The following is a 22,022-nucleotide window of genomic DNA, read 5'->3' as shown; positions in this document are numbered from 1 at the left end:
TGCAGCCTGATCAGCTGTTTCGTGCATCGATAAAAGCCAGCGCCTGATACAGCATGCGCACACGCGGCATGTCACAGCCCGCTTGCGCTGCCGCAGCCAGTGGCACGGCGTAGATAGCCTCAAGTTCGAGGGAACGCCGCTCCTGAAAATCGTGATACATGCTGGGTCGATAATCCGGCATTTTCTCGGTAACCGTGAACAGATGCTGTGCGAAACCTTCGGGCAATACGTGGCCGCACGCCTGAGCGCCCTGCACCACTTCGTCCATCAGCGCCCGGATCAGCTCGCGACTCTGCGGGTCCGCCATCAGCGGCGTGGTGCTGGCTTGCAGCAATGCCGACAAACCGTTGTAGGGAATATTCCAGACCAGCTTCTGCCAGCGCGCCTGTTGCAGGTTGGGCATGGCGTGCGCTTCGAGGCCGGCGCAACGGAACAGGCTTGCGCCCTGCTCCACCAGCGCAAGTTGACTGGCCGCATCGTCCGCCGAGCCGCTGTGGTAACCCAGACTCACCGCACCGAACGCCTGATGCGCGACGATTCCGGGCGCCGTACGATGCGCGCAGACGAAACACAGACCGCCCAGCAGATGCAGCGAATCAGGTAGCAGGCTGCGCAGACTGTCTTCGACGCCGAGGCCGTTCTGCAGGACCAACACCCTGGCACCCGGCGCAGCGGCCTGGGCAATGGCCGGTGCCAGCGCGGCGTTGCTGGTAGCCTTGGCGCCCACCAGCAACCAGTCGCAGGGCGGCATGTCAGCGGCAGACGAATAGGCCTGCACCGGATTCAGCGTCAATTCGCCAAACACCGCGCTGTCCACCCGCAAGCCGTGTTGCGTCACTGCAGCAAACTCACTGCGCAGCAAAAAATGCACATCGAAACCGGCACGCGCCAGCATCACGCCATAGAAACCACCGATGGCGCCGGTGCCGATGATTCCGATTCGGGGTCGCGTCACTTCACGGCTCATGCCGTTCTCCTTGCTGGTTGATTGCCGTGCTCAGGGCAGTTCATCGGGGTCGCGGGTCAATCCCAGGTTCAAGGCGTCGCGGATTGCGCTGTCGGTGAGCGGCGTGCGCAGCGCCCCGAAAAACTGGCCGTCGCGCACGATGAACAGTGCCGGCAAGTGAAACACTTCATAACGCTCTACCGCACCGCCGTTTTCTTCGGCATCGATCCAGCACAAGCGCTGCACGGGTAAATCCAGCCGGGGCAGCTGTTGCCGGGCATAACGGCAGCTTGCACAGCCGACGCTGGTGAAAATCAGCAGCGATGTACCGGCCAATTGCAGCAGTTGTTGATCGACATCGAAGTCGCTCAGTTCAAGCTGATCCAAGAAAACGCCTCCTGTTGGGCTGCACACTATCCGTTCCCCCGCTGGCGCTTGCAAATATCCTTATAACGCTCGAAGACGAAAAAACCTGCTTCAGCAGCGACCATCCAGCCATTCCAAAGGGATAAAGCCGTGTTTGCCCATTGTCGAACAACGGCCTAACGCGCTAAGGTTCCGCTCCCCGCTGCGCTCCAATCATGCTGGCTTCGCCGCACGGGCTACGTTGGCGGCCAGCACCGTGACCTGATGAGAACACGATGGCTGATCTACCGATTGACGACCTCAACGTTTCTTCCAACGAGACTCTGATCACGCCGGATCAGCTCAAGCGTGAAATCCCGTTCACTGCTGCTGCCTTGCGCACCGTGAGCCAGGGCCGCGAAGTCATCCGCAACATCCTCGACGGCAAGGATCATCGCCTGTTCGTGGTGATCGGGCCGTGCTCGATCCACGATATCAAGGCTGCACACGAGTACGCCGAACGCCTCAAGGCGTTGGCTGCGGAAGTGTCTGACACCCTGTATCTGGTCATGCGTGTCTATTTCGAGAAGCCGCGTACAACCGTTGGCTGGAAAGGCCTGATCAACGACCCGTATCTGGATGACTCGTTCAAGATCGAGGATGGCCTGCACATCGGTCGTCAACTGCTGCTGGACCTGGCCGAAATGGGCCTGCCGACCGCAACCGAAGCGCTCGACCCGATCTCCCCGCAATACTTGCAGGACCTGATCAGCTGGTCGGCCATTGGCGCACGCACCACCGAATCCCAGACGCACCGGGAAATGGCTTCGGGCCTGTCCTCGGCAGTCGGCTTCAAGAACGGCACCGACGGCGGCCTGACCGTGGCGATCAACGCCTTGCAGTCCGTTTCCAGCCCGCACCGGTTCCTGGGTATCAACCAGGAAGGCGGCGTCTCCATCGTGACCACCAAGGGCAACGCCTACGGTCACGTGGTCCTGCGTGGCGGCAACGGCAAGCCAAACTACGACTCGGTGAGCGTCGCGCTCTGCGAACAGGCGCTGAACAAGGCCAGCATCAAGCCGAACATCATGGTCGATTGCAGCCACGCCAATTCCAACAAAGACCCGGCCTTGCAGCCGCTGGTCATGGAAAACGTGGCCAACCAGATTCTGGAAGGCAACCAGTCGATTATTGGCCTGATGGTTGAGAGTCATTTGAACTGGGGTTGTCAGGCAATTCCGAAAGATCTGTCTGAACTGCAATACGGCGTATCCGTGACCGATGCCTGCATCGATTGGGAAAGCACCGAAAAAACCCTGCGCAGCATGCACGCCAAACTCAAGGATGTGTTGCCCAAGCGCGAACGCGGTTAAGCCTGCACGCAGAAACAAAAACGCCGGGCAAATGCTCGGCGTTTTTCATTGCACAGTCAGTCTAAGGCGTAAGTCAGATCTTGGCGGCCTGGCGCTGGTTACGTTCCATGTAACGCTCGACATAGGAACATGACGGAATCACGGTGTAACCCATTCTGTCGGCATAATCGAGCGCCTGCTCGGTAAGCGCCGCAGCAATGCCCCTGCCACGCAGGGCATTGGGTACGAAGGTCCGGTAAATATCCAGAGTCTGCTTACCCAGGTCCATATAGGTCAGGTAGGCACGGTGACCTTCTATATTGATCTCGAACTGGTGACCGTTCTGATCATGGTGGATGGACAACGCCTCGCTCATCACTACTCCTCGCGGGTCTTGGAATTGGACCCCTACCTTACCGATGTTTTTCCGGCGAAGGAACATCTACGCCACCCCGTGCCTGTTTTGGACACCGAGAAGAGCCTTGCTGATCCCAACAAAAGAGCACCTGCAAATAGTAGGCGTCATTGGGGAATATGCTCAAGGGTGTCGACCGCAAAAATCGCGATTGAACATCTGATGAACCGATCCTCACCGAATCCTGTCGATTAAGACGTGCTGACCAATTGAAAGTCACGAAGACAGCAGGTAAATACCTCGGGAATTAGTCACAACTGTTAATGGCAACGCCGCGATGCGTTGACTACGATTAATTGCAGCCATTTCAGTTTCACTAGATCCGCCAGCCCCGTGCCTTGGGCCGAGCTGAAGCCATGTCGACCCGGACCTGGATATTTTTTAGACAAAAAGCATGAGGAGTTACCCCGAACACTTTCAAAGCCAAGAAATTTGTACGCATCTTGCGCTTGGTCAGTTTACTTACTACAAACAATGGGTAGTATGTACGCCGGTCATTTTCTCACTTTCGAGAGATGACTAAATTGAAAAAAAGTCCTTGAAGGGGAACACGATGAACAACGTTCTGAAATTCTCTGCTCTGGCTCTGGCTGCAGTTCTGGCCACCGGTTGCAGCAGCGTATCCAAAGAAACCGAAGCTCGTCTGACAGCTACCGAAGACGCAGCAGCTCGTTCGCAAGCTCGCGCTGATGAAGCCTATCGCAAGGCTGACGAAGCTCTGGCTGCCGCTCAAAAAGCTCAGCAAACTGCTGACGAAGCCAACGAACGCGCTCTGCGTATGTTGGACAAGGCTAGCCGCAAGTAATAATCCCTCGGGATTATTGATAAGCCGACCCGGTTCCGGGTCGGCTTTTTTGTGGCTGCGATTTTGTCGACAAAGCCCATCCCGTTGGAGATTCTATGTCCGGGGGCAACCGCCAGGCGCCAGGCGCCAGACGTATTGTCTGAACCGACGCCTTCCCGGCTAAAGCCGGTCCCACTGTGGGACCGGCTTTAGCCGGGAAGACGGCATTCCAGTAGACGCAAATGCATCGGCTGTACGTGCAGATCCGTTGGAGCGAGAGCCTGTAACCCGAGCCTGTTTACTGCAACGGCAAAGAATTACTCGCCGCCACCGCCGCACCCGGCACTGCGATCTCTACCGGCATACCGTCTTCGGCAGCCACTACGTCGCGAACCAGATCCCAGTTCATGCGCAGGTTATTGGCCAGGTCTTCGCGCTTGAGCAAGGCGTTGATCACGGCCGTGTGTTTATCCACGATCGATGGATTACCACTCTCGTCGAGCGGTGTGTGCGCTTCGAGATAAACCTTGCCGCCACTTATGCCAAATTTGTAGGGCTCGCTCATGATCCGTACCGGCGTACCAACGGGGGCCATGCCGGCCAGTTCGAGCACGTTGTTGTTGTACATGCGGAAGCAGCCATGGCTGGTACGCATGCCGATACCGAACTTCTTGTTCGAACCGTGAATCAGGTAACCGGGCAAGCCCAGGCCGAATTTGAAGGGTCCCAGGGGATTATCAGGCCCGGCTGGCACCACGCCTGGCAACGGATCACCGTCAGCGGCGTGCTCGGCCCGAATCGAAGCCGGAGGCGTCCAGGTAGGATTGGGCGTCTTGGCAATGACCTTGGTCACTGCAATCGGTGAACCCCAACCCTCACGGCCGATACCCAGCGGATAGGTGTGTACGACGTTCTGGCCTTTGGGGTAGTAGTAAAGGCGGTATTCGGCGAGGTTGATGACAATGCCTTCCCGCGGACCCGGTGGCAGCACGAAGCGCGTCGGCAACACAATTTGCCGGCCAGCGCCCGGCAGCCACGGATCGATGCCCGGATTGGCCGCGATCATCTCCAGATAACCCAGATCGTACTGGGTACCCAGGTCGGCGAAGGTGTCTTCGTACCTGGCGGTAACCGTCTGCACCTGGCCAACGATATCTTCGCCGGGCGGTGGCAGAGGGAATTCCAAAGCGGAAACGGAGCCCGCCGCACACAGTGCAGCAAGCGACAGACAGCGGGTAACGGCTGGAATGCGCGACAACATCCGGGAAATCCTTGGCAACGACGGCGGGTAGAAAGAAGCGAATTGTACACCGCTGCCAGCGCAATCGGGAGGCGGCGTGCTATTACTCGTTGAAGCGCAATTCCGGCCAGATCGGCCGTGTCCCGCGCTTCTGCGCCTCGACGATGGCGCGGCACAATGAGCACAGGCGCTCGTCGCGAAATACCGTCCTTGCGACCGCCGACCAGCGCGGCTGGGCCGGCAACAACGTGCCGCACAGCGTGCGATCAATGGTGCCGCCCAGCTCAAGTTGCCGGGCAACCAGATGCACCTTTACTTCCTGGCACGCGAACAGGTCGAGCTGTTCATCAGGCTCGATCAGTTGATAGGCATACAGGGACCAGGCGGGACGGGGCATGGAGGGCTCCAGATCGGGGGGCGCCACCTTAGCCGAAAGCCCCCCGCTAGAAAAGCCTCAAAGCAGCGGTTTTAGCGTCGGCCAGACATTTTCCAGCAACTTGCCCTGGGCTCCGGCAGCCGGATGCAGTCCATCGGCCTGCATCAACTCGGGAATACCGCCCACGCCTTCGAGGAAAAACGGCACCAGCGGCACTTTTTTCTCTTCCGCCAGGGTGCTGTAGACCGCCTTGAACGCATTGGTGTAGCGCGGCCCGTAGTTGGGCGGGATCTGCATGCCCAGCAGCAACACCTTGGCGCCCGCCTCACGGGACTTGTCGATCATCGTTGCAAGATTTTGTTGCAAAGAAGCTGGTTGCTGGCCACGCAGGCCATCATTGCCGCCCAATTCAAGGATCACCAGCTCCGGCTTATGCTCTGCAAGCAGCGCAGGCAGCCGCGCCTGACCTCCCGCACTGGTGTCGCCACTGATGGACGCATTGACCACCTTGTCGGTGAAACCTTCCTGTTTCATGCGTTGTTCCAGCAACGATACCCATCCCACGCGGGTATCCAGGCCGAAAGCCGCGCTGATACTATCCCCAACGATCAACACCGTGCCCGCCGCCGCTCCTTGTGACAGCAGCAGCAACCCCAGGCCAGCACTTAAAAACCACGCACGCATCGGATTCTCCATGAGTGAAAGTATTCTCAGTGCTCTGAGCCTCAGTAAAGTGGTCCCCAGCACCGAAGGTGACCTGACCATCCTGCACGAACTCTCTCTGGAACTAAACAAGGGCGACAGCCTGGCCATCGTCGGCGCCTCGGGTTCGGGCAAGTCCACGCTGCTCGGTTTGCTCGCCGGCCTCGATCTGCCCAGCGCCGGCGCGGTGGTTCTGGCCGGACGCAACCTCAGCGAACTGGACGAAGATCAGCGCGCCCGGGTCCGCTCCGAACACGTGGGTTTTGTGTTTCAGTCGTTCCAGCTGCTGGACAGCCTGAATGCGCTGGAAAACGTCATGCTGCCCATGGAGCTCAAAGGCCGCAAGGATGCCCGCGAACAAGCCCGCGTGCTGCTTGAGCGGGTCGGTCTCGGCAAACGCCTGACTCACACGCCGCGCCAGCTCTCCGGTGGCGAGCAGCAGCGGGTCGCCATTGCCCGCGCCTTCGCCGCCGACCCGGACGTGTTGTTCGCCGATGAACCGACCGGCAACCTGGACAGCCACACCGGCGAACGGATCAGCGATCTGTTGTTCGAACTGAACAAGGAGCGCGGCACGACCCTGGTTCTGGTGACCCACGACGAACGTCTGGCTCACCGTTGCCGACGCCTGATCCGACTCGAAGGTGGCCGTCTGGTCGCCCCACTGGAGCCTTGATGGCACGCCTGCCTTTTGTTCGTCTGCTCAACCTTGCTGTCCGCCAACTGCTGCGCGATGCCCGCGCCGGTGAGTTGCGGGTGTTGTTCTTCGCCCTGCTGGTGGCGGTTGCCGCCAGCACCGCCATCGGTTATTTCGGCGCCCGCCTGAACGGCGCGATGCTGATGCGCGCCACGGAGTTTCTGGGCGCCGATCTGGTGCTTGAAGGGTCAAGCCCGGCCAGGCCGCAGCAGATCGAGGCTGGCGAAGCGCTCAAGCTGGACCATTCCCAAGTGGTGATTTTCTCCAGCGTGATTGCCACCGATGCTGGCATCCAGCTGTCCAGCGTCAAAGCCGTCGACACCGCTTACCCGCTGCGCGGCGAGCTGAAAAGCGCCGCCGATCTGTACCAACCCGAGCAAGTCAGCGAGGGGCCCAAACCCGGCGAAGCCTGGGCTGAGTCGCGGATGTTTCCGGCGGTTGACCTGAAGATCGGCGACGACATTGATGTCGGCTCCAAGACCCTCAAGCTCACTCGGGTGCTGACCTATGAACCGGACCGTGCCGGCAATTTCTACAGCCTCACGCCGCGAGTGATGATCAATCTGGCTGACCTCCAAGCCACTGGTGTCGTCCAGCCGGGCAGCCGGGTCAGTTTTCGGGAGATGTGGAGCGGCCCGCCTGAAGCTCTCGCCGCCTATCGCAAGGCCATCGAGCCGGGCATGGAACCCCATCAGGAAATCAAGGACGCCCGAGATGGCAGCCAACAGATCGGCGGCGCGCTGGGCAAGGCCGAACGTTATCTGAACATGGCGAGTCTGGTGGCGGTGCTGCTGGCCGGCGTTGCGGTGGCGTTGTCGGCGTCACGCTTCGCCGTGCGGCGCTTCGATGCCAGCGCGCTGATGCGTTGCCTTGGCCTGTCGCGTAACGAAGCGTTGCTGCTGTTCAGCCTGCAACTGGCGATGCTCGGCATGCTGGCCGCTCTGAGCGGCGCGTTACTGGGCTGGGTCGCGCAGCTCGGATTGTTTGCTCTGCTGCATGATTTGTTGCCTGCCGCAGTTCCGCCGGGAGGTCTGATGCCGGCAGTGGCTGGCATCGGCACCGGACTGGTGGCACTGGCTGGCTTCGCCCTGCCGCCGCTCGCCGCATTGGGCCGGGTTCCACCGTTGCGCGTGTTGCGCCGTGACATGCTGCCAATCCCCGCCAGTTCCTGGCTGGTGTACGGCGCCGCGTTGCTGGCGCTGGGTTTGATCATGTGGCGACTGAGCCTGGATCTGGTGCTGACATTCGCCTTGCTCGGCGGCGGCGTGATTGCTGCCGTGGTCCTCGGGGGCCTGCTGTTGCTAGCCTTGAAAAGCCTGCGTCGCTTGCTGGCAGGCGCTTCGTTGCCGTGGCGTCTCGGCTTGGGCCAGTTGCTGCGCTATCCACTGGCCGCAGCCGGACAATCCCTGGCTTTCGGGCTGATCCTGTTGTCCATGGGCTTGATCGCCCTGCTGCGCGGCGAGCTGCTCGACACCTGGCAAAACCAGCTGCCCAAGGACGCGCCGAATTACTTCGTACTCAACGTGCTGCCCGATGACAAAGACCGCTTCAGCCAACAGTTGACGCAGATCTCTTCGCATTCAGCGCCGCTGTACCCTGTCGTGCCTGGGCGATTGATGAATATCAATGACAAGCCGGTCAGCGATTTTGTCACCAAGGACTCCCGTGGGGAAAACGCCACACGCCGCGACCTTAACCTGACCTGGGCCGCTGACTTGCCGGAAGGTAACAAGGTCACGGCCGGCAATTGGTGGCAGGCACCGGCCGACGCCTCCGCCGCGACCACTCCGGGCGTTTCGGTCGAGGCCAAACTGGCTGAAAGCCTGAGCATCAAGTTGGGCGATCGGCTGAGTTTCAATGTCGGCGGGCTGACCCGTGATGCAGTGGTCACCAGCTTGCGGGACATCAACTGGGACACGTTCCAGCCCAACTTCTTCGTCATCTTCGAACCCGGCACCCTGCAAGACCTGCCCACCACTTACATGACCAGTTTTTACCTGCCGCCGGGCAAGGACAAACAGATCGTCGACCTGTCGCGCGCCTTCCCCTCGATCAGCCTGTTGGGCGTCGAAGCGCTGCTGGCACAGGTGCGCAGCATCCTCGATCAGGTCACCTTGGCGGTGCAATTCGTCTTGCTGTTCGTGCTGGCGGCAGGCATCGCGGTGCTGTTCTCGGGCTTGCAGGCAACCCTCGACGAGCGCATCCGCCAGGGCGCGCTGGTGCGTGCGCTGGGCGCCGAGCGGGCGTTGCTGGTCAAGGCGCGACGCATCGAGTTTGGCTTGCTGGGCGCGGTAAGCGGCCTGCTGGCGGCATTGGGTTGTGAACTGGTGAGCTTCGCCCTGTATCGCTACGCCTTCGACCTGGTCTGGTACCCGCACGCGTGGCTGCTGTTGCTGCCGGTGATTGGTGCGCTGCTGGTCGGCGGCGCGGGCGTGTTCGGGACGCGACGGGCGTTGAATGTCAGCCCGCTGACGGTATTGCGCGAAGGTTGAATACTGAGGGGCTGCCTCGCTGATGTCGATCAGCGAGGCAGCAATCAGCCGGGGTAGGTGATGCTATTGATCCACCACACCATCTCGCCATTCGGCGTCTGGACCACGGCTTCATCGCCCTGTTCTTTTTTCAGCAGCGCGCGAGCCATCGGTGAGTCGATGGAGATGTAATCATTGCGACCGTAGATCTCGTCGTAACCCACCACGCGGAATTTCTTGATCTCCCCCGCTTCATTTTCGATCTCGACCCAGGCACCGAAAAATACGCGACCTTCCTGCTCCGGCGAATAGGCAACCACGCGCACGTCCTCAAGACGTTTACGCAGATACCGAACCCTGCGATCGATTTCCCGCAGCAGCTTCTTGTTGTACTGGTAGTCGGCATTTTCACTGCGATCGCCCAGCGACGCCGCCCACGTGACCTTGCGCGTGGTGTCCGGCCGCTTCTCCCGCCACAGGTAATCCAGCTCCTGCTTCAGCGCGTCATGCCCTTCCTTCGTGATGATGTTGGTGCTCAAGACGGTTTTCTCACTCTCGAAAATCTACAACCGGACCGGATCGCGAATCGGCAGCGAGTATAGATCACAGTCATGCTGCGGCAATGCAGTTGTCGCGTGGATCGAGCAGGTGAAGAAAGTGCGCGGCTGGATCAACGCAGGCCGTCCCGCATTCAGTTTGCAGAGGACGACCTGCACCCGGTCACAATACCGAGAAGTTGTAGCTCACAACCAAGCGTGTCTCATCCACATCCCGGGCAAACTTCTCGTAATTGGTGCGGTAGGTTGCATTACGCAAACGCAGGCTGACATCCCTGAATGTTCCACCTTGCACCACGTACTTGAGTTCGCTGTCGCGTTCCCACTCTTTACCCTCCTGCTCGCTACCCAGCACCTTGATGTGGTCACCGCTCACATAGCGGGTCAGGAAACTCAGTCCTTTGATGCCGATGGCCTTGAAATCGTAGTCGTAGCGCAACTGCCAGGACCGTTCCTGAGCGGCAGCGAAGTCGTTGACCTGCACGTAATTGACCAGATACGGATTCGTCCCGTCCAGGTACGGCATGGAATTATCGCCGTTCATGCGCTGCCAACCGGCGCTGAACGTGTGGCCGCTGATGGCATAGGCCAGCATGCCACTCAAGGCGCGGTTGTCGATGGAACCGGCGCGAGCATCGCCAATCTCGTCACTCTTGAGCACTCGCAAGTCAGCCTTGAGGGACCCTGCGCCCAGCGGCTGGGAGGCCAACAGACCAACGAAATGCTGACGATAGATATCTTCCAGTTCCGCGTAATGGTACTGGGCAGTCAGTCGCTCGTTGATCTTGTAGTCCAAGCCGTACATGTCGAAATGATCGGCCGTGGTGTTGCAGGCATAGCGCTTATTCTTGCAGTGCACGCGGATGTCTTGGGAATCGGTGGAGTCCCGGGCCGTGTACTTGTCGAGGCGCGCGGCCATGAAGGTCAGATTCCTCACCTCTCGGGACGTCAGCATTGCACCGTTGAACATCGTAGGCAGCAGGCGGCCGTCGTTGTACTTGAGCAAAGGAACATCCGGCAACAAGGCGCCGTATTTCAGTACGCTGTCGGAGATGCGTAGTTTGCCGGTAAGCCCCAGCTTGGCGTATTGGTCTTTCGAGCCACGAGGGTTTTCACCCGTGGAAGGCAGTAAGCCGCTGTTGCTGCTGTCGGCGCTGGAGTCAAGCTTGACCCCGAACATGCCCAACACATCAACACCAAAACCGACGGTGCCTTCTGTATAGCCCGATTGCACATTGAGAATGAAACCCTGAGCCGACTCTTCACGTTTGGAAGCGCCCTGCTCGGTGGACGTGTGCCCATCACGGAAATCGCGGTTGAAATAAACCGTGCGCGATTCGACGTTCGCCGTTGTGTCATCGATGAAGCCGCTTGCTTGGACCTGAGCGGAAAAAACGGCGTACAGAAACAAAGCGCCACAGCCGAGTGAACGGCGCGCCGTGGTGAAAGGAAAAGGGGGACGCATGAAAAAGCTCCAACAATGCAGCGTTTGCGGCGAAGCGCAATAAGCCAGATAAATAGCCTTCACCCGGACAACAAGTTGACCGGGATGAAGTGATTACACGAGGTGAGAAAGAATGATGGCAGAAGGCTTTTGGCCCTTACAGACGACTTTAGTCTGCAAGCGGCCCTCGGTCTTGATAGAGCCAAAGCGCTCTATTCCGAGTGTTTCAGGAGGTCATGACACTGCACGCATCAAGTTCCAGAACTCGGCGCGCAATCGTCAAACGCCATTCAGCAACGGGTTATCAACCCTTGTCGCGCGATACGCGTCAGATGGCGAATCACCTCTTCGGCATGCTCGGCATCCGGCGCTTGCAGCACTGCCAGGTCGAATTGATCGTCCTTGAACTGCGCGAGGGATTGCAGGGTGTCGACGAACTGGATGAGGAATGCATGCGGCCCGCCATTACGTCGTGGCCAGCCATCCAGATAACGCAGCAATGTCGGCTGATGGGAACCGCCCAAGAGGATCTTTGGATTTTTACGCGCGAACTGAGTGGCGATGGGGGAAATGCGAACAACGGGATGCAGACGGGTCATGATGTTATGTCTCAGCCTCAATAAATCCGCTGGGCAGCGGTGAGAGGCAACACCGAACCAACGCTTTAGCGGTATTTCGAAGTCCTGAGACTTCTATCGGTAAGCATCATGCTTACCTGGCGCCCCGCAAGTAGTTGTTTAAATCGGCGCATGAGCAGCATCGTAGAGAAGCCGTCAGCTAATTGTCAAATGCCATCGTTCGGTGCGTCTCTGCCGGTTTTGTTGATCGGGGATATATCTGTTGCTGCGGTAATGGCGGGTTGAGGTTTCGATCAATAGCAGGAGCAGCCATCTTTCTGTGGGAGCGAGCTTGCTCGCGAAAAACGAATGGACACCGGGTTTATCCAGAAAGCACGCGTCATCGTTGACGTCCTTCGCGAGCAAGCTCGCTCCCACAAGGAGGCCAGCGCTCACGGCGTAAATCTGTGGCGCCGCCACGAACGCCTCGCGAATAAATTCGCTCCTACAGTTGAGATACGGTCCGCTCAGATTCAACGCCGCTTTGGCTTTGTTTTTGACCTTGATCTTGATCTTAAGCGCCCCGTCAAACCACGCTGGCCGGAATCCGATGTTGATGTGGAGGGGAAACCGGCAGGACGCCGGTTTAGCCGCACTGGGCCAGGGATGGCCCTTTGCGGCGACCCTCCAAATCAATGTCGGATTACGGGCATGCCGAGCCAAAGCGAGGGACCGAGTGGTGGGGCAAGAGCCTTTTGCTTACTTTTGGGCTGTTCAAAAGTGAGGCGCCGTAAGGGCGCAACCAAAAGCCGCCGTTACCACGACAACGGATATGTACGCATTTCCCTTGTGGGAGCAAGCTCGCTCCCACAAGTCAAGTACGCGGCGGCGTATGGGCGGCAACCGATCAGTCACCAATCGCGCGATCCACCGACACCTTGCCCGCACCCTCGATCAACACCGCAACAACCCCGCCCAACAGCGCCAGGGCGAACTCATAACCGTTGTTGGCCATGAACAACCCATGACTGATATGCACCGAGAAAATCGCCACCACCAGCGTCAGCGCAAGCACCACCGCAGCCGGGCGTGCCAACAGACCGATCACCAGGCCCAGGCCGCCGAAGAACTCCGCGCTGCCCGACAGCAAGGCCATCAGGTAACCCGGGGTCAGGCCCAGGCTGGCCATGTACTGTCCGGTGCCTTCCAGGCCATAACCGCCAAATGCGCCAAACAGCTTCTGGCTGCCGTGAGCGATAAAAATGATGCCGACCAGGATACGCACGATGGTCAGGCCGTAGCCGGCGCGGGTAGTGAAAACTGCTTTGATCAGAGGGCTCATGCTGTTCATTCCATTAGTGAAGTAATGGCGCCATCATAATCGTATTTATACATATGATAAGCGCATAAAACCCATCATACCTATCAGTAACTTCGATCACTTCCTGACTGTCAGTTTTCCGGGCCGGGTGTCTTCCAGAGAGTCGCGCTCGCGATCAAACGCAAGATAATATTTGTTCACACTATTAACGTAGCTCACCACGCCCATTCCAGCCTGTTCCATCGCCACTCGCTCGGTCTGGAAAAACCACTGGTCCGGATTCAAGCCGCGCCGTTTGGCCTCGACACGCATGCCCTGCACGCGCTCCGGGCCAAGGTTATAGGCCGCCAGGGTAAAGGCCATGCGTTCGCGCTCGTTAAACCTGGGACCGGCGAAAAACTTGCGGCGGATCAACGCGAGGTATTTGGCCCCGGCCTGCACGTTGTTGTCCGCAGTCTGAATATTGCCCACGCCGACCCGTTGTGCAGCTGATGGGGTAATCTGCAGCAGGCCGGTGGCGCCGCCGCTGCCCTTGGCGCCCGGATCCAGCGCTGATTCCTTGAACGCCAAGGCCGCCAGATTCAGCCAATCCATGCCTTGCGCATCGGCGTGGCGTTGCAACATAGGACGCAACTCTTCCAGACGCTGGCGATCTGCGCGGGCCAGAGGATTGTGTACGCGATAGAGGTTTTTATAGGCCTTCTGGAACGCCACATCCTGGTCGGCGGGCGCGCGATAGGTCTTGAGGAAGCTGTCGATAGTGGCGTGCAACACCGACGCGTCCTGCCGCACGTACCAGTTCATGTCGCTGCCGGTGCTCAGGGTCAACGCCCGGTCGACGCGCAGTTTCGGCATGACCCGCACCCAGCGCTCGGCGATTGGCTGTTCAACTACAGTCAGGTGAAAGATCCCGGCCTGGACCATTTCCAGCACGTCTTCCACCGCCAGACTCGGGTCGACCCACTCGATCTTCACCGGCGGCAGCTTGCGCAACGCCAGGCGTTGATTCAACTGATGCACCGCTTCATCGGCTGCGCTGCCCGCAGACAGACTCAAAGTGCGGCCGGACAATTGCTCCACATGCTTGAAGGCGCGCTCGCCCTTGACACCGATCAGCACCAACGGCACCTGACTGACGATGGGCGCGCTGGCCTCGACGCCCTTCACGCCCGTGGCGTCGAGCAATTCACCGGGCGCGACCAGATCACCCTCGCCGCGTCGCAACGCGCTGAGCAACTGAGTCTTGGCTTTGGGAATGATTTTGAAGGTGATCTGCTGGCCGTCGCGAGAATGACTGTTGAGGTATTTCTCGAACGCCTGGAGCCGGTGATATTCAACGCCGATCTCTTCGCCCTGGACATCGCCGGAACTGTTGCGGCTCTGGTTGACCAGCACGCGCAAAACCTTGCTGCTGCGGATAGCGGCCAGATCCCGGACCTGGGTTTTGTGTTGCACCAGTTGCGGGCCAGCCTGACGCGCGTTCGCCGGGAACGGTGCCAACGCCAACAGAAAAACGACGGGGACAATCAAGGCTCGGATCATTCACTCTCCAGGGAAATGCCGGTCGAAAAGCACGAAAAAACAGGGGAAATTGCAGACACGGGTTTGGCGCGACTGCTCTTGACTCTATCAACAGACTGAATAACAGCGCTCAACCGATTGAAATATATACATTTTATTCTTAGCACCGAAGCTCTGATATCCTCAGCGGTCTCCGGCTTGAGGTAGCACCATGCAACTCATCGACATCGGCGTCAATCTGACAAATTCCAGCTTCGCCTCGCAACGACAGGCGGTCCTCGATCGCGCCTATGCGGCGGGCGTCTGCCAACTGGTCGTTACCGGAACCAGTATCGAAGGCAGCGAACAGGCTTTGCAGCTCTGCCACGAACTGGATGAAGGCGCCCGGCACTTGTTCAGCACTGCGGGGATTCATCCCCATTCAGCGAGCGATTGGACCACCGATACCGAGCGACAGTTGCGTGCCCTGCTCAAAGAAAATCGCGTGCGCGCCGTGGGCGAATGTGGCCTGGATTTCAATCGCGACTTTTCCCCGCGCCCGCAGCAGGAAAAAGTCCTGGAGGCGCATCTGGCGTTGGCGGTCGAATTGCAATTGCCGGTGTTTCTCCACGAACGTGACGCCAGCCAGCGTCTGCTGGAGATTCTGCGCGACTATCGCGACCGTCTGCCCGCCGCTGTCGTGCATTGTTTTACCGGCGAACAACGGGCCTTGTTCAGCTATCTGGACCTGGATTTGCACGTTGGCATCACCGGCTGGATCTGCGACGAGCGTCGTGGCACGCACCTGCATCCGCTGGTCCGCGACATTCCCCGTGGCCGTTTTATGCTGGAAAGCGATGCGCCGTATCTGCTGCCGCGCACCTTGCGACCCAAGCCGAAAAACGGCCGCAATGAACCGGCCTATCTGCCCGAAGTGTTGCGCGAAGTGGCCCTGCATCGGGGCGAAACCGCTGAAGACCTGGCGGCCCATAGCAGCCGCTGCGCACGGACCTTTTTCGACTTGCCCGAGCTTGCGGACGCGCACGTCTAACGTCCGCTTGACCCAAATCAACATATTCTCTGATCATTGGCTCATCATGGTGGCACCTTGCCGCACGTCTACCCACGACTAACCAAAGAAGACCTCTTATGGGCACCTGGCTTAGCAATCTTTCGCTGAAGTACAAGTTCTGGGCCGTCAACGCGGTCGCCTTCATTACCACGCTGTTGCTGGTGATTTATGCCTCGCAACTCGAACAACAGGCACGCGTCGATGGCGCTCGTCAATCCGCCCAGGCGCAAGCCCGTCTGATCGGCTCGTGGCCCGCCGCGCAAGCAGTTCCCGCAAGCAACGATCTGTTGGTGCTCCCTCAGGGTCAAACGCCGAAATTCAAGGATCAATCATTGCCGCGACTGGCCAGTGGCACCGGCTGGGTCGAGCTGAACCTGCAAACGTCGGCGGATGAAAATACCTTGATCGGCGCCCAGGTTGTCGCTCGCACTGACGGGCAGCGCGTGGCGGTACTGGCCTTCGCGCCAAACGTGACGCAAGTCCTGGAAGCTCGATTCGTCAATTACGCCGTTGCCGTGTTCGTGCTGATGCTGGCCATGCTCTGCGCGTCGCAGTTGCTGATTCGTTTCCTGCTCAGCCAGCTCAACACCCTCAAGGACGTCATGCTCCACGTGGAGAAAAGCGGCGATCTGTCGGCACGCGTGCCACTGACGGGTGAAGATGAAGTGGGCCAGATGGCCAAGGCGTTCAACGCGATGCAGGCCGGATATCAACGTGTGGTCAGCACCGTCGCCCAGACCGCCGCACGACTGGACCAGGGCGCTGCACATCTGGCGGCCGGCATGAATGACGTGCGCCACGGCATGCTCGGCCAGCAGAGTGAAACCGATCAGGTCGCCACCGCGATCAACGAGATGTCCGCCACCGTTTATCACATTGCCCAACACGCCAGCACCACGCGAGACCAGTCGCAGACCGCCGACACTCTGGCTGGCGGCGGCAAGGCTGTGGTCGAACGCGTTCAAGTGTCTATCGCTGGTTTGTCTACTGGTGTGCAGCAAACCGCCGAAATGATCCAGCGCCTGGCCGAAGACAGTCAGAAAATCAACGGCGTGGTCGGCGTGATTCACAGCATTGCCGAACAGACCAACCTGCTGGCGCTCAACGCCGCCATCGAAGCCGCACGGGCCGGCGAAATGGGCCGTGGCTTTGCCGTTGTTGCCGATGAAGTGCGCAATCTGGCCAAGCGTGTGCAGACCTCCACCGATGAAATCACCACCATGGTTTCTGCGTTGCAGGCCGGCACTCGCGACGCGGTGGATTTCATGCAGGACAGCTCGTTCAAGGCGGACGAATGCGTGCAGCAGGCGCAGGAAGCCGGCGATGCGCTCGCTGCTATCGCTGGCGCGGTTGCGCAGATGCGCGAGAGCAACACGCAGATCGCCGTCGCCGCGCAGCAGCAAAGTCAGGTCGCCGAGGAAATGAATCGGGCCGTGGTCAGCATTCGTGACGTGACGGAACGGACGGTGAACCAGACCGTCGACTCTGCCACCACCAGCGGCGAGCTTGCGACCCTGGCCGGCGAGTTGAGCAAGGCCATCGGCCAACTCAAGCTGTAAAGCAACCGCCCTATTGCACCGATAGTCAGGCTTGATTCGCTGCCTTCGCGAGTCAGGCCTACTCTTCAGGTATCGATTTGATGCAGTGAAGAGGACAGCAGTCATGGGCAAGCGATTTTCCAGTCTCCACACGTGGCCATGGCACGCCGACAATCATCGTCCTCCGGCCAACCTTGTACTGAATATCATCGCGCGACCGCTGTTTATCCTCGCCGCGCTGCTGATCGTCGACGGCCTGATTTCCTGCAGCTTTTCATCGCTGGCGATCGGCGTGATCGGCTTGATTGCAGGGCTGGGGATACAGCGGAATGGGGATTGATTGGCCTGAATCCCGTAGGACCGGATTCATCCTGGAAAGCGTTACTTCAGTCGGTATTTGCTGAAATGCTTCCACTCACCACTTCCACTCCTGCTCGCGGAACTCGGCGTTGGGCATGAGGGTTTTCAAAAGGGCTACGACTTCGTCGATTTTGCGTTTTTCGACGTGGATTTCGAAGCCGGCCATGGTGTTGTTCTGGTAGCTGGTGACGATCATTTTTCTTTTTCGGTCGATAAAAACAAGGTCGTAGCGTGACCATTTTTTGGTGCGTTGCCTGACCGGATTTTCGAACGTCATCAGTTTTGAAGAAGCCGCAAATGCCATCGCACCAGGGCCGGCGAGCATCCATATGAAGCTTGGCTCCATGGCGATCATTGTCAGGATCGCGACAAAAAAGGTGATTGCGATACCTTTGAAAATGTATGGTGTAAAACTTGCGTAGTCTTGCCAATCTTCAACGTGGGCGCCGTCTTCGGTAAGGATGTAGCTGTATATCGTTTTTTTTCTCGCAACTACTAACCAGAGAAAAAGTAGCAGCAACATGGGAAAAGCACTTTGGCTAGCGATGAAATTGCCTTCTGCCGCATCTTCATAAAATAGTAGTCCGGCAAGGAAAAAGCCAACTGGTATAGATGTCAGCATTCCTAGCGCTATATCAATCAGTCGCATTGGATGCGGATGCGCCTTGATTTTCCAGCTCATCATCGCAGAATCTAGCGACGGGTCATTCGAAAATTCAAGCTGCCGGATTTCATCAATATCTGTCGTTTTCATAGCTTTAACCTATTAGCGGAATGCTTGCAGCTTCATTGCGACCGCCGAGACTTTCTACTGACAATACGCTGTCATTGCCGTCAAGACTGGAGTTGCTCTCCGAAAGTCCGTCGGCATCAAGTTCTACCTGATACAGATATCCCTTATCGGCGGCTTTTACCGGCAGGATTGAAGCTGGATACCAGATTTGTATTTCCATATATTGAGCATTGTCAGCAACCGGTACCCAAGTCTGCCATATAACATCCTCGTCTTCCGGCGGGACAGGTCTGTAGGGCGGGTCGTTGTAGCGCATCTGCGTTTTGGTGTCTGAGGTTTTTCCCCAATCAACAATAGACTCGGTAGTTCCGTAGCCGATGAAATACTCTTTCAAGCTGTTACCTGAGGCTTCGACCGGCATCATCAAGCCGGCCCGACGGCTAGCCGTCAGGTTTATCTGAATTATTTTGCTGCGTAAAACCTCAGGAATTCTTAATTGGATCCAGGCGCCGTTCGGTACTTCTCGCGGTGAATAACCAGTGGGGCCGGTGCTGATGAACTTAGTTTCCATAGTCGATTTTACGAACACCGCGGGACTCAGTTGAATTCTCAAAAACAACTGATTTTCTTCTGCTTCGTCCTGGAATCGCTCCTCAGGGAATCGAGACCATCGGCATTTGTGCAGCCACTGCCCAACCATATCGCGCTTCAGGTAATTAAGAGCGTAAGTTGCGAATAGATACACCAGCCCGACTATCACAGTAGCGGCTGCAAACCAAGGGTTCATCACCCAAGGAATAAGAAATCCATAGCCCGCAAGTGATAGAACTCCCGCCATAGCCTGCGCGCCGCCGATGACCAGCATACCTAGAACCGTTGCTCTTTTAACTGCAATAAAATTTTGATCCAAAGCAATATCCGTTCGACTACGGTCATCTTCGATATCCCACAGTTCTAGCCACGCGGCCACGACCATGAAACCACCCAAACCGAGTAATCGACCTCCGAAACCACTGATTAGCTTTCCCCAAGATTGCGTAGTGCCAGAACTCGTGGCCCAATATCTCGCCGCCCTCCCAGTGATTTTGACCACGTCGTCGTCAATCACCGTCTCCAACCCCTTCATCCCCACCCAAGCCGTCTCCACAAAAACCGCCATCAGCGCATTCCCGGTGTAAGCCGCTGCGGAGCCGATCTTTGCCCAATCCTTGGCATTCAAATCGCCGTCTTTACTGGCGAGCTGATAAGTAGCCATCGTATTGAAGAAGTTGACGACAACCAGCCCCCAGGTAATTGCGCCTGCGTTCAGCCCGTGTTGTTCAGTAAAGGCTCTGGCGTGGCTTTGCCAGTTGCCAGCCAGCTGGGCGCTGTTTTTGTGGAAGTGGGCGATTTCCATTTGGAGTTGGCGCAGGTAGCGGTTTTGGGAGTAGTCCACTAAATGCGGTCTTTGCAGATTGTGCTGGTCGATGTGCTTGTTCAGCTCAACCAGTATTTCTGCCACGGTTTTGCGGTCATAACGACCGCCCGGGTTTGACCAGCGGTGCTCAACGACCATTTTTTCCTTACGCAGCCGCTCTCCTTCCTTGCTCCAGGCGACAATGCGCTCGTTGAATTGCTGGTCAATTTTTAACCGATCCTGATGGTTGAACAGCACGTGACCAATGGTCAGATTGCGCAGGGCAATGGCCTGATCGCTCATGCGACTATCAACCGCTATGAACGCCAGCTGAATCCTTTCAAAAGTCTGTTTACCTGCGTCCTTCGCTAACTCGGTCAGTGCTCGGAGCGTCAGTTGCACGGGCTCGCTCAACGCCTTCATCCAGGGATGTGCCGCTATCGCATCATGATTGAGGAAGCCGTTGATTTCTCCCGCTCGCCCCGACAAGGCAGTGAAGTCGGAGATGCCTGACATCAGACGATTGGCCTCGTTGGTCATCGCCTCTTTGATGGGGGCGGAGAAGCCAAAGCGGGTCAGGCCGAACAGTGTTCTGCTTTTGGCTTCTTCTTTTTGCAGCCATTGCGAGAAGCCAACGTCCTGGCTGAGGCTGCACAGCAACTCGGCGGTAAGGTCCAACAGACAGTGCAGCGATGTTGCGTTAGTGGTGTCGATGAACAGACGCATCGGATCAGTGCCGATATGTTCGCCAATGGCCTTGATATCGTCCTGGGTGTCCGTGATGTGCTGCTTCAAGCCCTTGAGTTGTGGCTGTCGGGCTTCGGTGAAATCCCGAGCGGCATCGAGGTCGACTTCACGACGCCATTTGCGGCGATCCTGCCAACTGCTGCGCAATTGCGGGTCGGGCAGGCGGCCGTATCGGCTTTTTAGCTCGTAGCCCAATGTGGTCGAAGGCAACTCGACCAATCCCAGAATAATCCCTTCCGGCCCGCTCGCACTCGCGCGATCCTCAACGTCCAGTTCCTCGAAATACGCCTCGAGGTCGCGAATGTATTGCCGGGTTTTCGCCTCATCGCCTTTTACCGAGGCAGGCAACAGGCTTTGATCGCCGCCGACACCGCAGAGGCGCTCGACAATGCCGGCGATATTCATCGCGTGCTCGTGCTCGGCCTGAAAAGCGAACAGCGCGGCCTGATCAGCAATGAGCTGCATGCCCAGGTCTTCCAGCATGCCAATCGAATCATCGAGAGCGAACAGTACGGCGCTGGATTTGTCTTCGACGCTGCCGGTCCATAGCACGTCAGCAGCCAGCGGCACCGGTGTGTACTCGGCGCCTTCAGGTACGGTAGGCGGATGGGCTGAATCGGCGAAGCGTCCGTCATGATTGACCGGATAAGGATCGACGTCAGCGACTACCCTGTCACTCAGCCGGGTTAACGGCAGCGCATGCGTGACCGACATGTTGCGGCAGTAATCGCGCAGGTCCAGCAGCTGCATCCATGACGTGCGATTTACCGTGCTGGAGCGCATCTGTTCACACATGCGCCAGGTCCATTGCCAGGGCGAAAATGCGATACGCAATTTGCTGGTTCGCGGATAGAGCAAATGCGTCTGGCTCTTGCCTTTTCTGCCACGAATGTCCAGACCCAGATCGGCATCGCTCCAGACGATCCGCGTCAAACTCGCGTCTTGAGCAGCGAATGCATATTCGTGCAGGACTTCGGCCATTTCGTCATAGACGTACACAAAGCCATCACGCAGTTGGCGCAGAGTGTGGCTGCGGGTATCCAGTTTGGGATAACGCGCCCATTTGCCGGTGGCGGCCAAGGGTGTGAGCTTGGTGGGCTCGACGTCGTAGCGTGAGCGGTCCAGGGCGTAGCGCATGGGCACGATGGCGATGTCTGGGCCTTTGAACGGGCAGGTGCCTGTTCCAGACAGAACAGCGTCGGAGAACCGGGCATCACGGCGTTGGTGCAATTGGCCGTTTTTGTCAGCCATGAAAGACTTCCTTGTGCGTACGGCTGTGGAGTTCGAAGGCACGGATGCACAGGCTGAACGATGGGCTGACAGCCTCTTTGTCAGTAAAACTCAGCACTCGCAGTTGATGCTCAACCTGAGCGATATCCAGCGTAAAAGTGGCTTGGTTGGCGGGGCTGAGCATGGGCAAGTCCTTGGCCTTGGGGAAAGGTTGGACTTTGCACCAATACAGAACAACA

General features: G+C 58.2%; 21 protein-coding genes. 7 read left to right on the top strand and 14 right to left on the bottom strand.

The window, feature by feature from the left end; translation table 11 throughout:
- Positions 1-10: 10 nt before the first annotated feature.
- Positions 11-967: a putative 2-dehydropantoate 2-reductase gene (locus tag ACP7E4_RS10485; RefSeq protein WP_426114952.1), complete on the bottom strand. Its 957-nt coding sequence runs from the start codon at positions 965-967 to the stop codon at positions 11-13.
- A gap of 30 nt (positions 968-997) precedes the next feature.
- The gene (locus tag ACP7E4_RS10480; protein WP_426114954.1) at positions 998-1,333 is read right to left on the bottom strand and encodes a thioredoxin family protein; all 336 of its coding nucleotides are present in this window, start codon (positions 1,331-1,333) and stop codon (positions 998-1,000) included.
- 254 nt (positions 1,334-1,587) lie between these two features.
- Between ACP7E4_RS10480 and ACP7E4_RS10475 the strand changes: the two genes are divergently transcribed.
- On the top strand, positions 1,588-2,664 hold the full coding sequence (locus tag ACP7E4_RS10475; RefSeq protein ID WP_426114956.1) for a 3-deoxy-7-phosphoheptulonate synthase: 1,077 nt from the start codon (positions 1,588-1,590) through the stop codon (positions 2,662-2,664).
- A 73-nt stretch (positions 2,665-2,737) separates the two neighbouring features.
- Here the strand turns inward: ACP7E4_RS10475 and ACP7E4_RS10470 are convergent, their stop codons facing one another.
- Positions 2,738-3,019: a GNAT family N-acetyltransferase gene (locus ACP7E4_RS10470; RefSeq protein WP_020289269.1), complete on the bottom strand. Its 282-nt coding sequence runs from the start codon at positions 3,017-3,019 to the stop codon at positions 2,738-2,740.
- 592 nt (positions 3,020-3,611) lie between these two features.
- Here ACP7E4_RS10470 and oprI point away from each other — a divergent pair.
- Positions 3,612-3,863 carry an outer membrane lipoprotei OprI gene (gene oprI, locus ACP7E4_RS10465; protein WP_002553018.1) on the top strand — a complete coding sequence of 84 codons (252 nt, stop codon included), beginning with the start codon at positions 3,612-3,614 and terminating at the stop codon, positions 3,861-3,863.
- 277 nt (positions 3,864-4,140) lie between these two features.
- Here oprI and ACP7E4_RS10460 read toward each other — a convergent pair whose 3' ends face one another.
- From ACP7E4_RS10460 to ACP7E4_RS10450, 3 genes are all read right to left on the bottom strand, one after another.
- A complete protein-coding gene (locus ACP7E4_RS10460) occupies positions 4,141-5,103 on the bottom strand; it encodes a L,D-transpeptidase family protein (RefSeq protein WP_426114960.1) in 963 nt (320 codons plus the stop codon).
- Positions 5,104-5,185: 82 nt separating this feature from the next.
- Complete coding sequence (locus tag ACP7E4_RS10455; RefSeq protein ID WP_426114962.1) at positions 5,186-5,479, bottom strand: hypothetical protein; 294 nt, start codon at positions 5,477-5,479, stop codon at positions 5,186-5,188.
- Between the two features lie 57 nt (positions 5,480-5,536).
- On the bottom strand, positions 5,537-6,142 hold the full coding sequence (locus ACP7E4_RS10450) for an arylesterase (protein ID WP_065834588.1): 606 nt from the start codon (positions 6,140-6,142) through the stop codon (positions 5,537-5,539).
- 10 nt (positions 6,143-6,152) lie between these two features.
- Between ACP7E4_RS10450 and ACP7E4_RS10445 the strand changes: the two genes are divergently transcribed.
- Together ACP7E4_RS10445 and ACP7E4_RS10440 are read left to right on the top strand one after the other, a co-directional pair.
- The gene (locus ACP7E4_RS10445) at positions 6,153-6,836 is read left to right on the top strand and encodes an ABC transporter ATP-binding protein (protein WP_065834587.1); all 684 of its coding nucleotides are present in this window, start codon (positions 6,153-6,155) and stop codon (positions 6,834-6,836) included.
- Complete coding sequence (locus ACP7E4_RS10440) at positions 6,836-9,349, top strand: ABC transporter permease (protein ID WP_426114965.1); 2,514 nt, start codon at positions 6,836-6,838, stop codon at positions 9,347-9,349. The genes ACP7E4_RS10445 and ACP7E4_RS10440 overlap by 1 nt, the downstream gene beginning before the upstream one ends.
- 44 nt (positions 9,350-9,393) lie before the next feature.
- On the opposite strand, the gene greB is transcribed toward ACP7E4_RS10440, so the two are convergent.
- From greB to ACP7E4_RS10415, 5 genes are all read right to left on the bottom strand, one after another.
- Complete coding sequence (greB, locus tag ACP7E4_RS10435; RefSeq protein WP_426114967.1) at positions 9,394-9,867, bottom strand: transcription elongation factor GreB; 474 nt, start codon at positions 9,865-9,867, stop codon at positions 9,394-9,396.
- Between the two features lie 181 nt (positions 9,868-10,048).
- Positions 10,049-11,350, bottom strand: a complete 1,302-nt coding sequence (locus ACP7E4_RS10430; protein ID WP_426114969.1) for an OprD family porin — start codon at positions 11,348-11,350, stop codon at positions 10,049-10,051.
- Positions 11,351-11,619: 269 nt separating this feature from the next.
- Entirely contained in the window at positions 11,620-11,928 is a 309-nt protein-coding gene (locus ACP7E4_RS10425; protein WP_065834583.1) for a hypothetical protein, read from the bottom strand.
- A gap of 865 nt (positions 11,929-12,793) precedes the next feature.
- Entirely contained in the window at positions 12,794-13,228 is a 435-nt protein-coding gene (locus ACP7E4_RS10420) for a DoxX family protein (RefSeq protein WP_020289280.1), read from the bottom strand.
- A gap of 96 nt (positions 13,229-13,324) precedes the next feature.
- Positions 13,325-14,749, bottom strand: a complete 1,425-nt coding sequence (locus ACP7E4_RS10415; RefSeq protein WP_426114972.1) for a transglycosylase SLT domain-containing protein — start codon at positions 14,747-14,749, stop codon at positions 13,325-13,327.
- Between the two features lie 190 nt (positions 14,750-14,939).
- On the opposite strand from ACP7E4_RS10415, the gene ACP7E4_RS10410 reads away from it, so the two are divergent.
- From ACP7E4_RS10410 to ACP7E4_RS10400, 3 genes are all read left to right on the top strand, one after another.
- On the top strand, positions 14,940-15,758 hold the full coding sequence (locus ACP7E4_RS10410) for a TatD family hydrolase (RefSeq protein WP_426114974.1): 819 nt from the start codon (positions 14,940-14,942) through the stop codon (positions 15,756-15,758).
- A 98-nt stretch (positions 15,759-15,856) separates the two neighbouring features.
- Positions 15,857-17,338 carry a methyl-accepting chemotaxis protein gene (locus tag ACP7E4_RS10405; protein WP_426114976.1) on the top strand — a complete coding sequence of 494 codons (1,482 nt, stop codon included), beginning with the start codon at positions 15,857-15,859 and terminating at the stop codon, positions 17,336-17,338.
- Positions 17,339-17,441: 103 nt separating this feature from the next.
- On the top strand, positions 17,442-17,657 hold the full coding sequence (locus ACP7E4_RS10400; protein ID WP_426114978.1) for a hypothetical protein: 216 nt from the start codon (positions 17,442-17,444) through the stop codon (positions 17,655-17,657).
- A 75-nt stretch (positions 17,658-17,732) separates the two neighbouring features.
- On the opposite strand, the gene ACP7E4_RS10395 is transcribed toward ACP7E4_RS10400, so the two are convergent.
- Genes ACP7E4_RS10395 through ACP7E4_RS10385 form a run of 3 tightly spaced genes read right to left on the bottom strand, consistent with a single transcriptional unit; the run spans position 17,733 to position 21,967 of the window.
- Positions 17,733-18,431: a hypothetical protein gene (locus ACP7E4_RS10395; RefSeq protein WP_426114980.1), complete on the bottom strand. Its 699-nt coding sequence runs from the start codon at positions 18,429-18,431 to the stop codon at positions 17,733-17,735.
- A 4-nt stretch (positions 18,432-18,435) separates the two neighbouring features.
- Positions 18,436-21,804, bottom strand: coding sequence for a toxin VasX (locus tag ACP7E4_RS10390; protein ID WP_426224890.1), 3,369 nt, complete (start codon positions 21,802-21,804; stop codon positions 18,436-18,438).
- Positions 21,797-21,967, bottom strand: a complete 171-nt coding sequence (locus tag ACP7E4_RS10385) for a hypothetical protein (protein WP_426118876.1) — start codon at positions 21,965-21,967, stop codon at positions 21,797-21,799. Before ACP7E4_RS10385 ends, ACP7E4_RS10390 begins: the two co-directional genes overlap by 8 nt.
- Positions 21,968-22,022 lie beyond the last annotated feature (55 nt).

The organism is Pseudomonas sp. DSP3-2-3 (assembly GCF_049898225.1).
In the GTDB taxonomy this organism is placed as follows: domain Bacteria; phylum Pseudomonadota; class Gammaproteobacteria; order Pseudomonadales; family Pseudomonadaceae; genus Aquipseudomonas.
Note: the sequence above shows the minus strand (reverse complement) of the source record. Positions and strands in the feature narration are given on the sequence as shown.

Excerpts from the sequence above, each read along its gene's own strand:
- ACP7E4_RS10475 (WP_426114956.1), top strand. The coding sequence starts at position 1,588 with ATGGCTGATCTACCGATTGACGACCTCAACGTTTCTTCCAACGAGACT.
- ACP7E4_RS10440 (WP_426114965.1), top strand. The coding sequence starts at position 6,836 with ATGGCACGCCTGCCTTTTGTTCGTCTGCTCAACCTTGCTGTCCGCCAA.
- ACP7E4_RS10385 (WP_426118876.1), bottom strand. The coding sequence starts at position 21,967 with ATGCTCAGCCCCGCCAACCAAGCCACTTTTACGCTGGATATCGCTCAG.
- ACP7E4_RS10425 (WP_065834583.1), bottom strand. The coding sequence starts at position 11,928 with ATGACCCGTCTGCATCCCGTTGTTCGCATTTCCCCCATCGCCACTCAG.
- ACP7E4_RS10400 (WP_426114978.1), top strand. The coding sequence starts at position 17,442 with ATGGGCAAGCGATTTTCCAGTCTCCACACGTGGCCATGGCACGCCGAC.
- ACP7E4_RS10415 (WP_426114972.1), bottom strand. The coding sequence starts at position 14,749 with ATGATCCGAGCCTTGATTGTCCCCGTCGTTTTTCTGTTGGCGTTGGCA.
- oprI (WP_002553018.1), top strand. The coding sequence starts at position 3,612 with ATGAACAACGTTCTGAAATTCTCTGCTCTGGCTCTGGCTGCAGTTCTG.
- ACP7E4_RS10430 (WP_426114969.1), bottom strand. The coding sequence starts at position 11,350 with ATGCGTCCCCCTTTTCCTTTCACCACGGCGCGCCGTTCACTCGGCTGT.
- ACP7E4_RS10410 (WP_426114974.1), top strand. The coding sequence starts at position 14,940 with ATGCAACTCATCGACATCGGCGTCAATCTGACAAATTCCAGCTTCGCC.
- ACP7E4_RS10395 (WP_426114980.1), bottom strand. The coding sequence starts at position 18,431 with ATGAAAACGACAGATATTGATGAAATCCGGCAGCTTGAATTTTCGAAT.
- ACP7E4_RS10455 (WP_426114962.1), bottom strand. The coding sequence starts at position 5,479 with ATGCCCCGTCCCGCCTGGTCCCTGTATGCCTATCAACTGATCGAGCCT.
- ACP7E4_RS10450 (WP_065834588.1), bottom strand. The coding sequence starts at position 6,142 with ATGCGTGCGTGGTTTTTAAGTGCTGGCCTGGGGTTGCTGCTGCTGTCA.
- ACP7E4_RS10470 (WP_020289269.1), bottom strand. The coding sequence starts at position 3,019 with ATGAGCGAGGCGTTGTCCATCCACCATGATCAGAACGGTCACCAGTTC.
- ACP7E4_RS10485 (WP_426114952.1), bottom strand. The coding sequence starts at position 967 with ATGAGCCGTGAAGTGACGCGACCCCGAATCGGAATCATCGGCACCGGC.
- ACP7E4_RS10405 (WP_426114976.1), top strand. The coding sequence starts at position 15,857 with ATGGGCACCTGGCTTAGCAATCTTTCGCTGAAGTACAAGTTCTGGGCC.
- ACP7E4_RS10420 (WP_020289280.1), bottom strand. The coding sequence starts at position 13,228 with ATGAGCCCTCTGATCAAAGCAGTTTTCACTACCCGCGCCGGCTACGGC.
- ACP7E4_RS10390 (WP_426224890.1), bottom strand. The coding sequence starts at position 21,804 with ATGGCTGACAAAAACGGCCAATTGCACCAACGCCGTGATGCCCGGTTC.
- ACP7E4_RS10460 (WP_426114960.1), bottom strand. The coding sequence starts at position 5,103 with ATGTTGTCGCGCATTCCAGCCGTTACCCGCTGTCTGTCGCTTGCTGCA.
- ACP7E4_RS10445 (WP_065834587.1), top strand. The coding sequence starts at position 6,153 with ATGAGTGAAAGTATTCTCAGTGCTCTGAGCCTCAGTAAAGTGGTCCCC.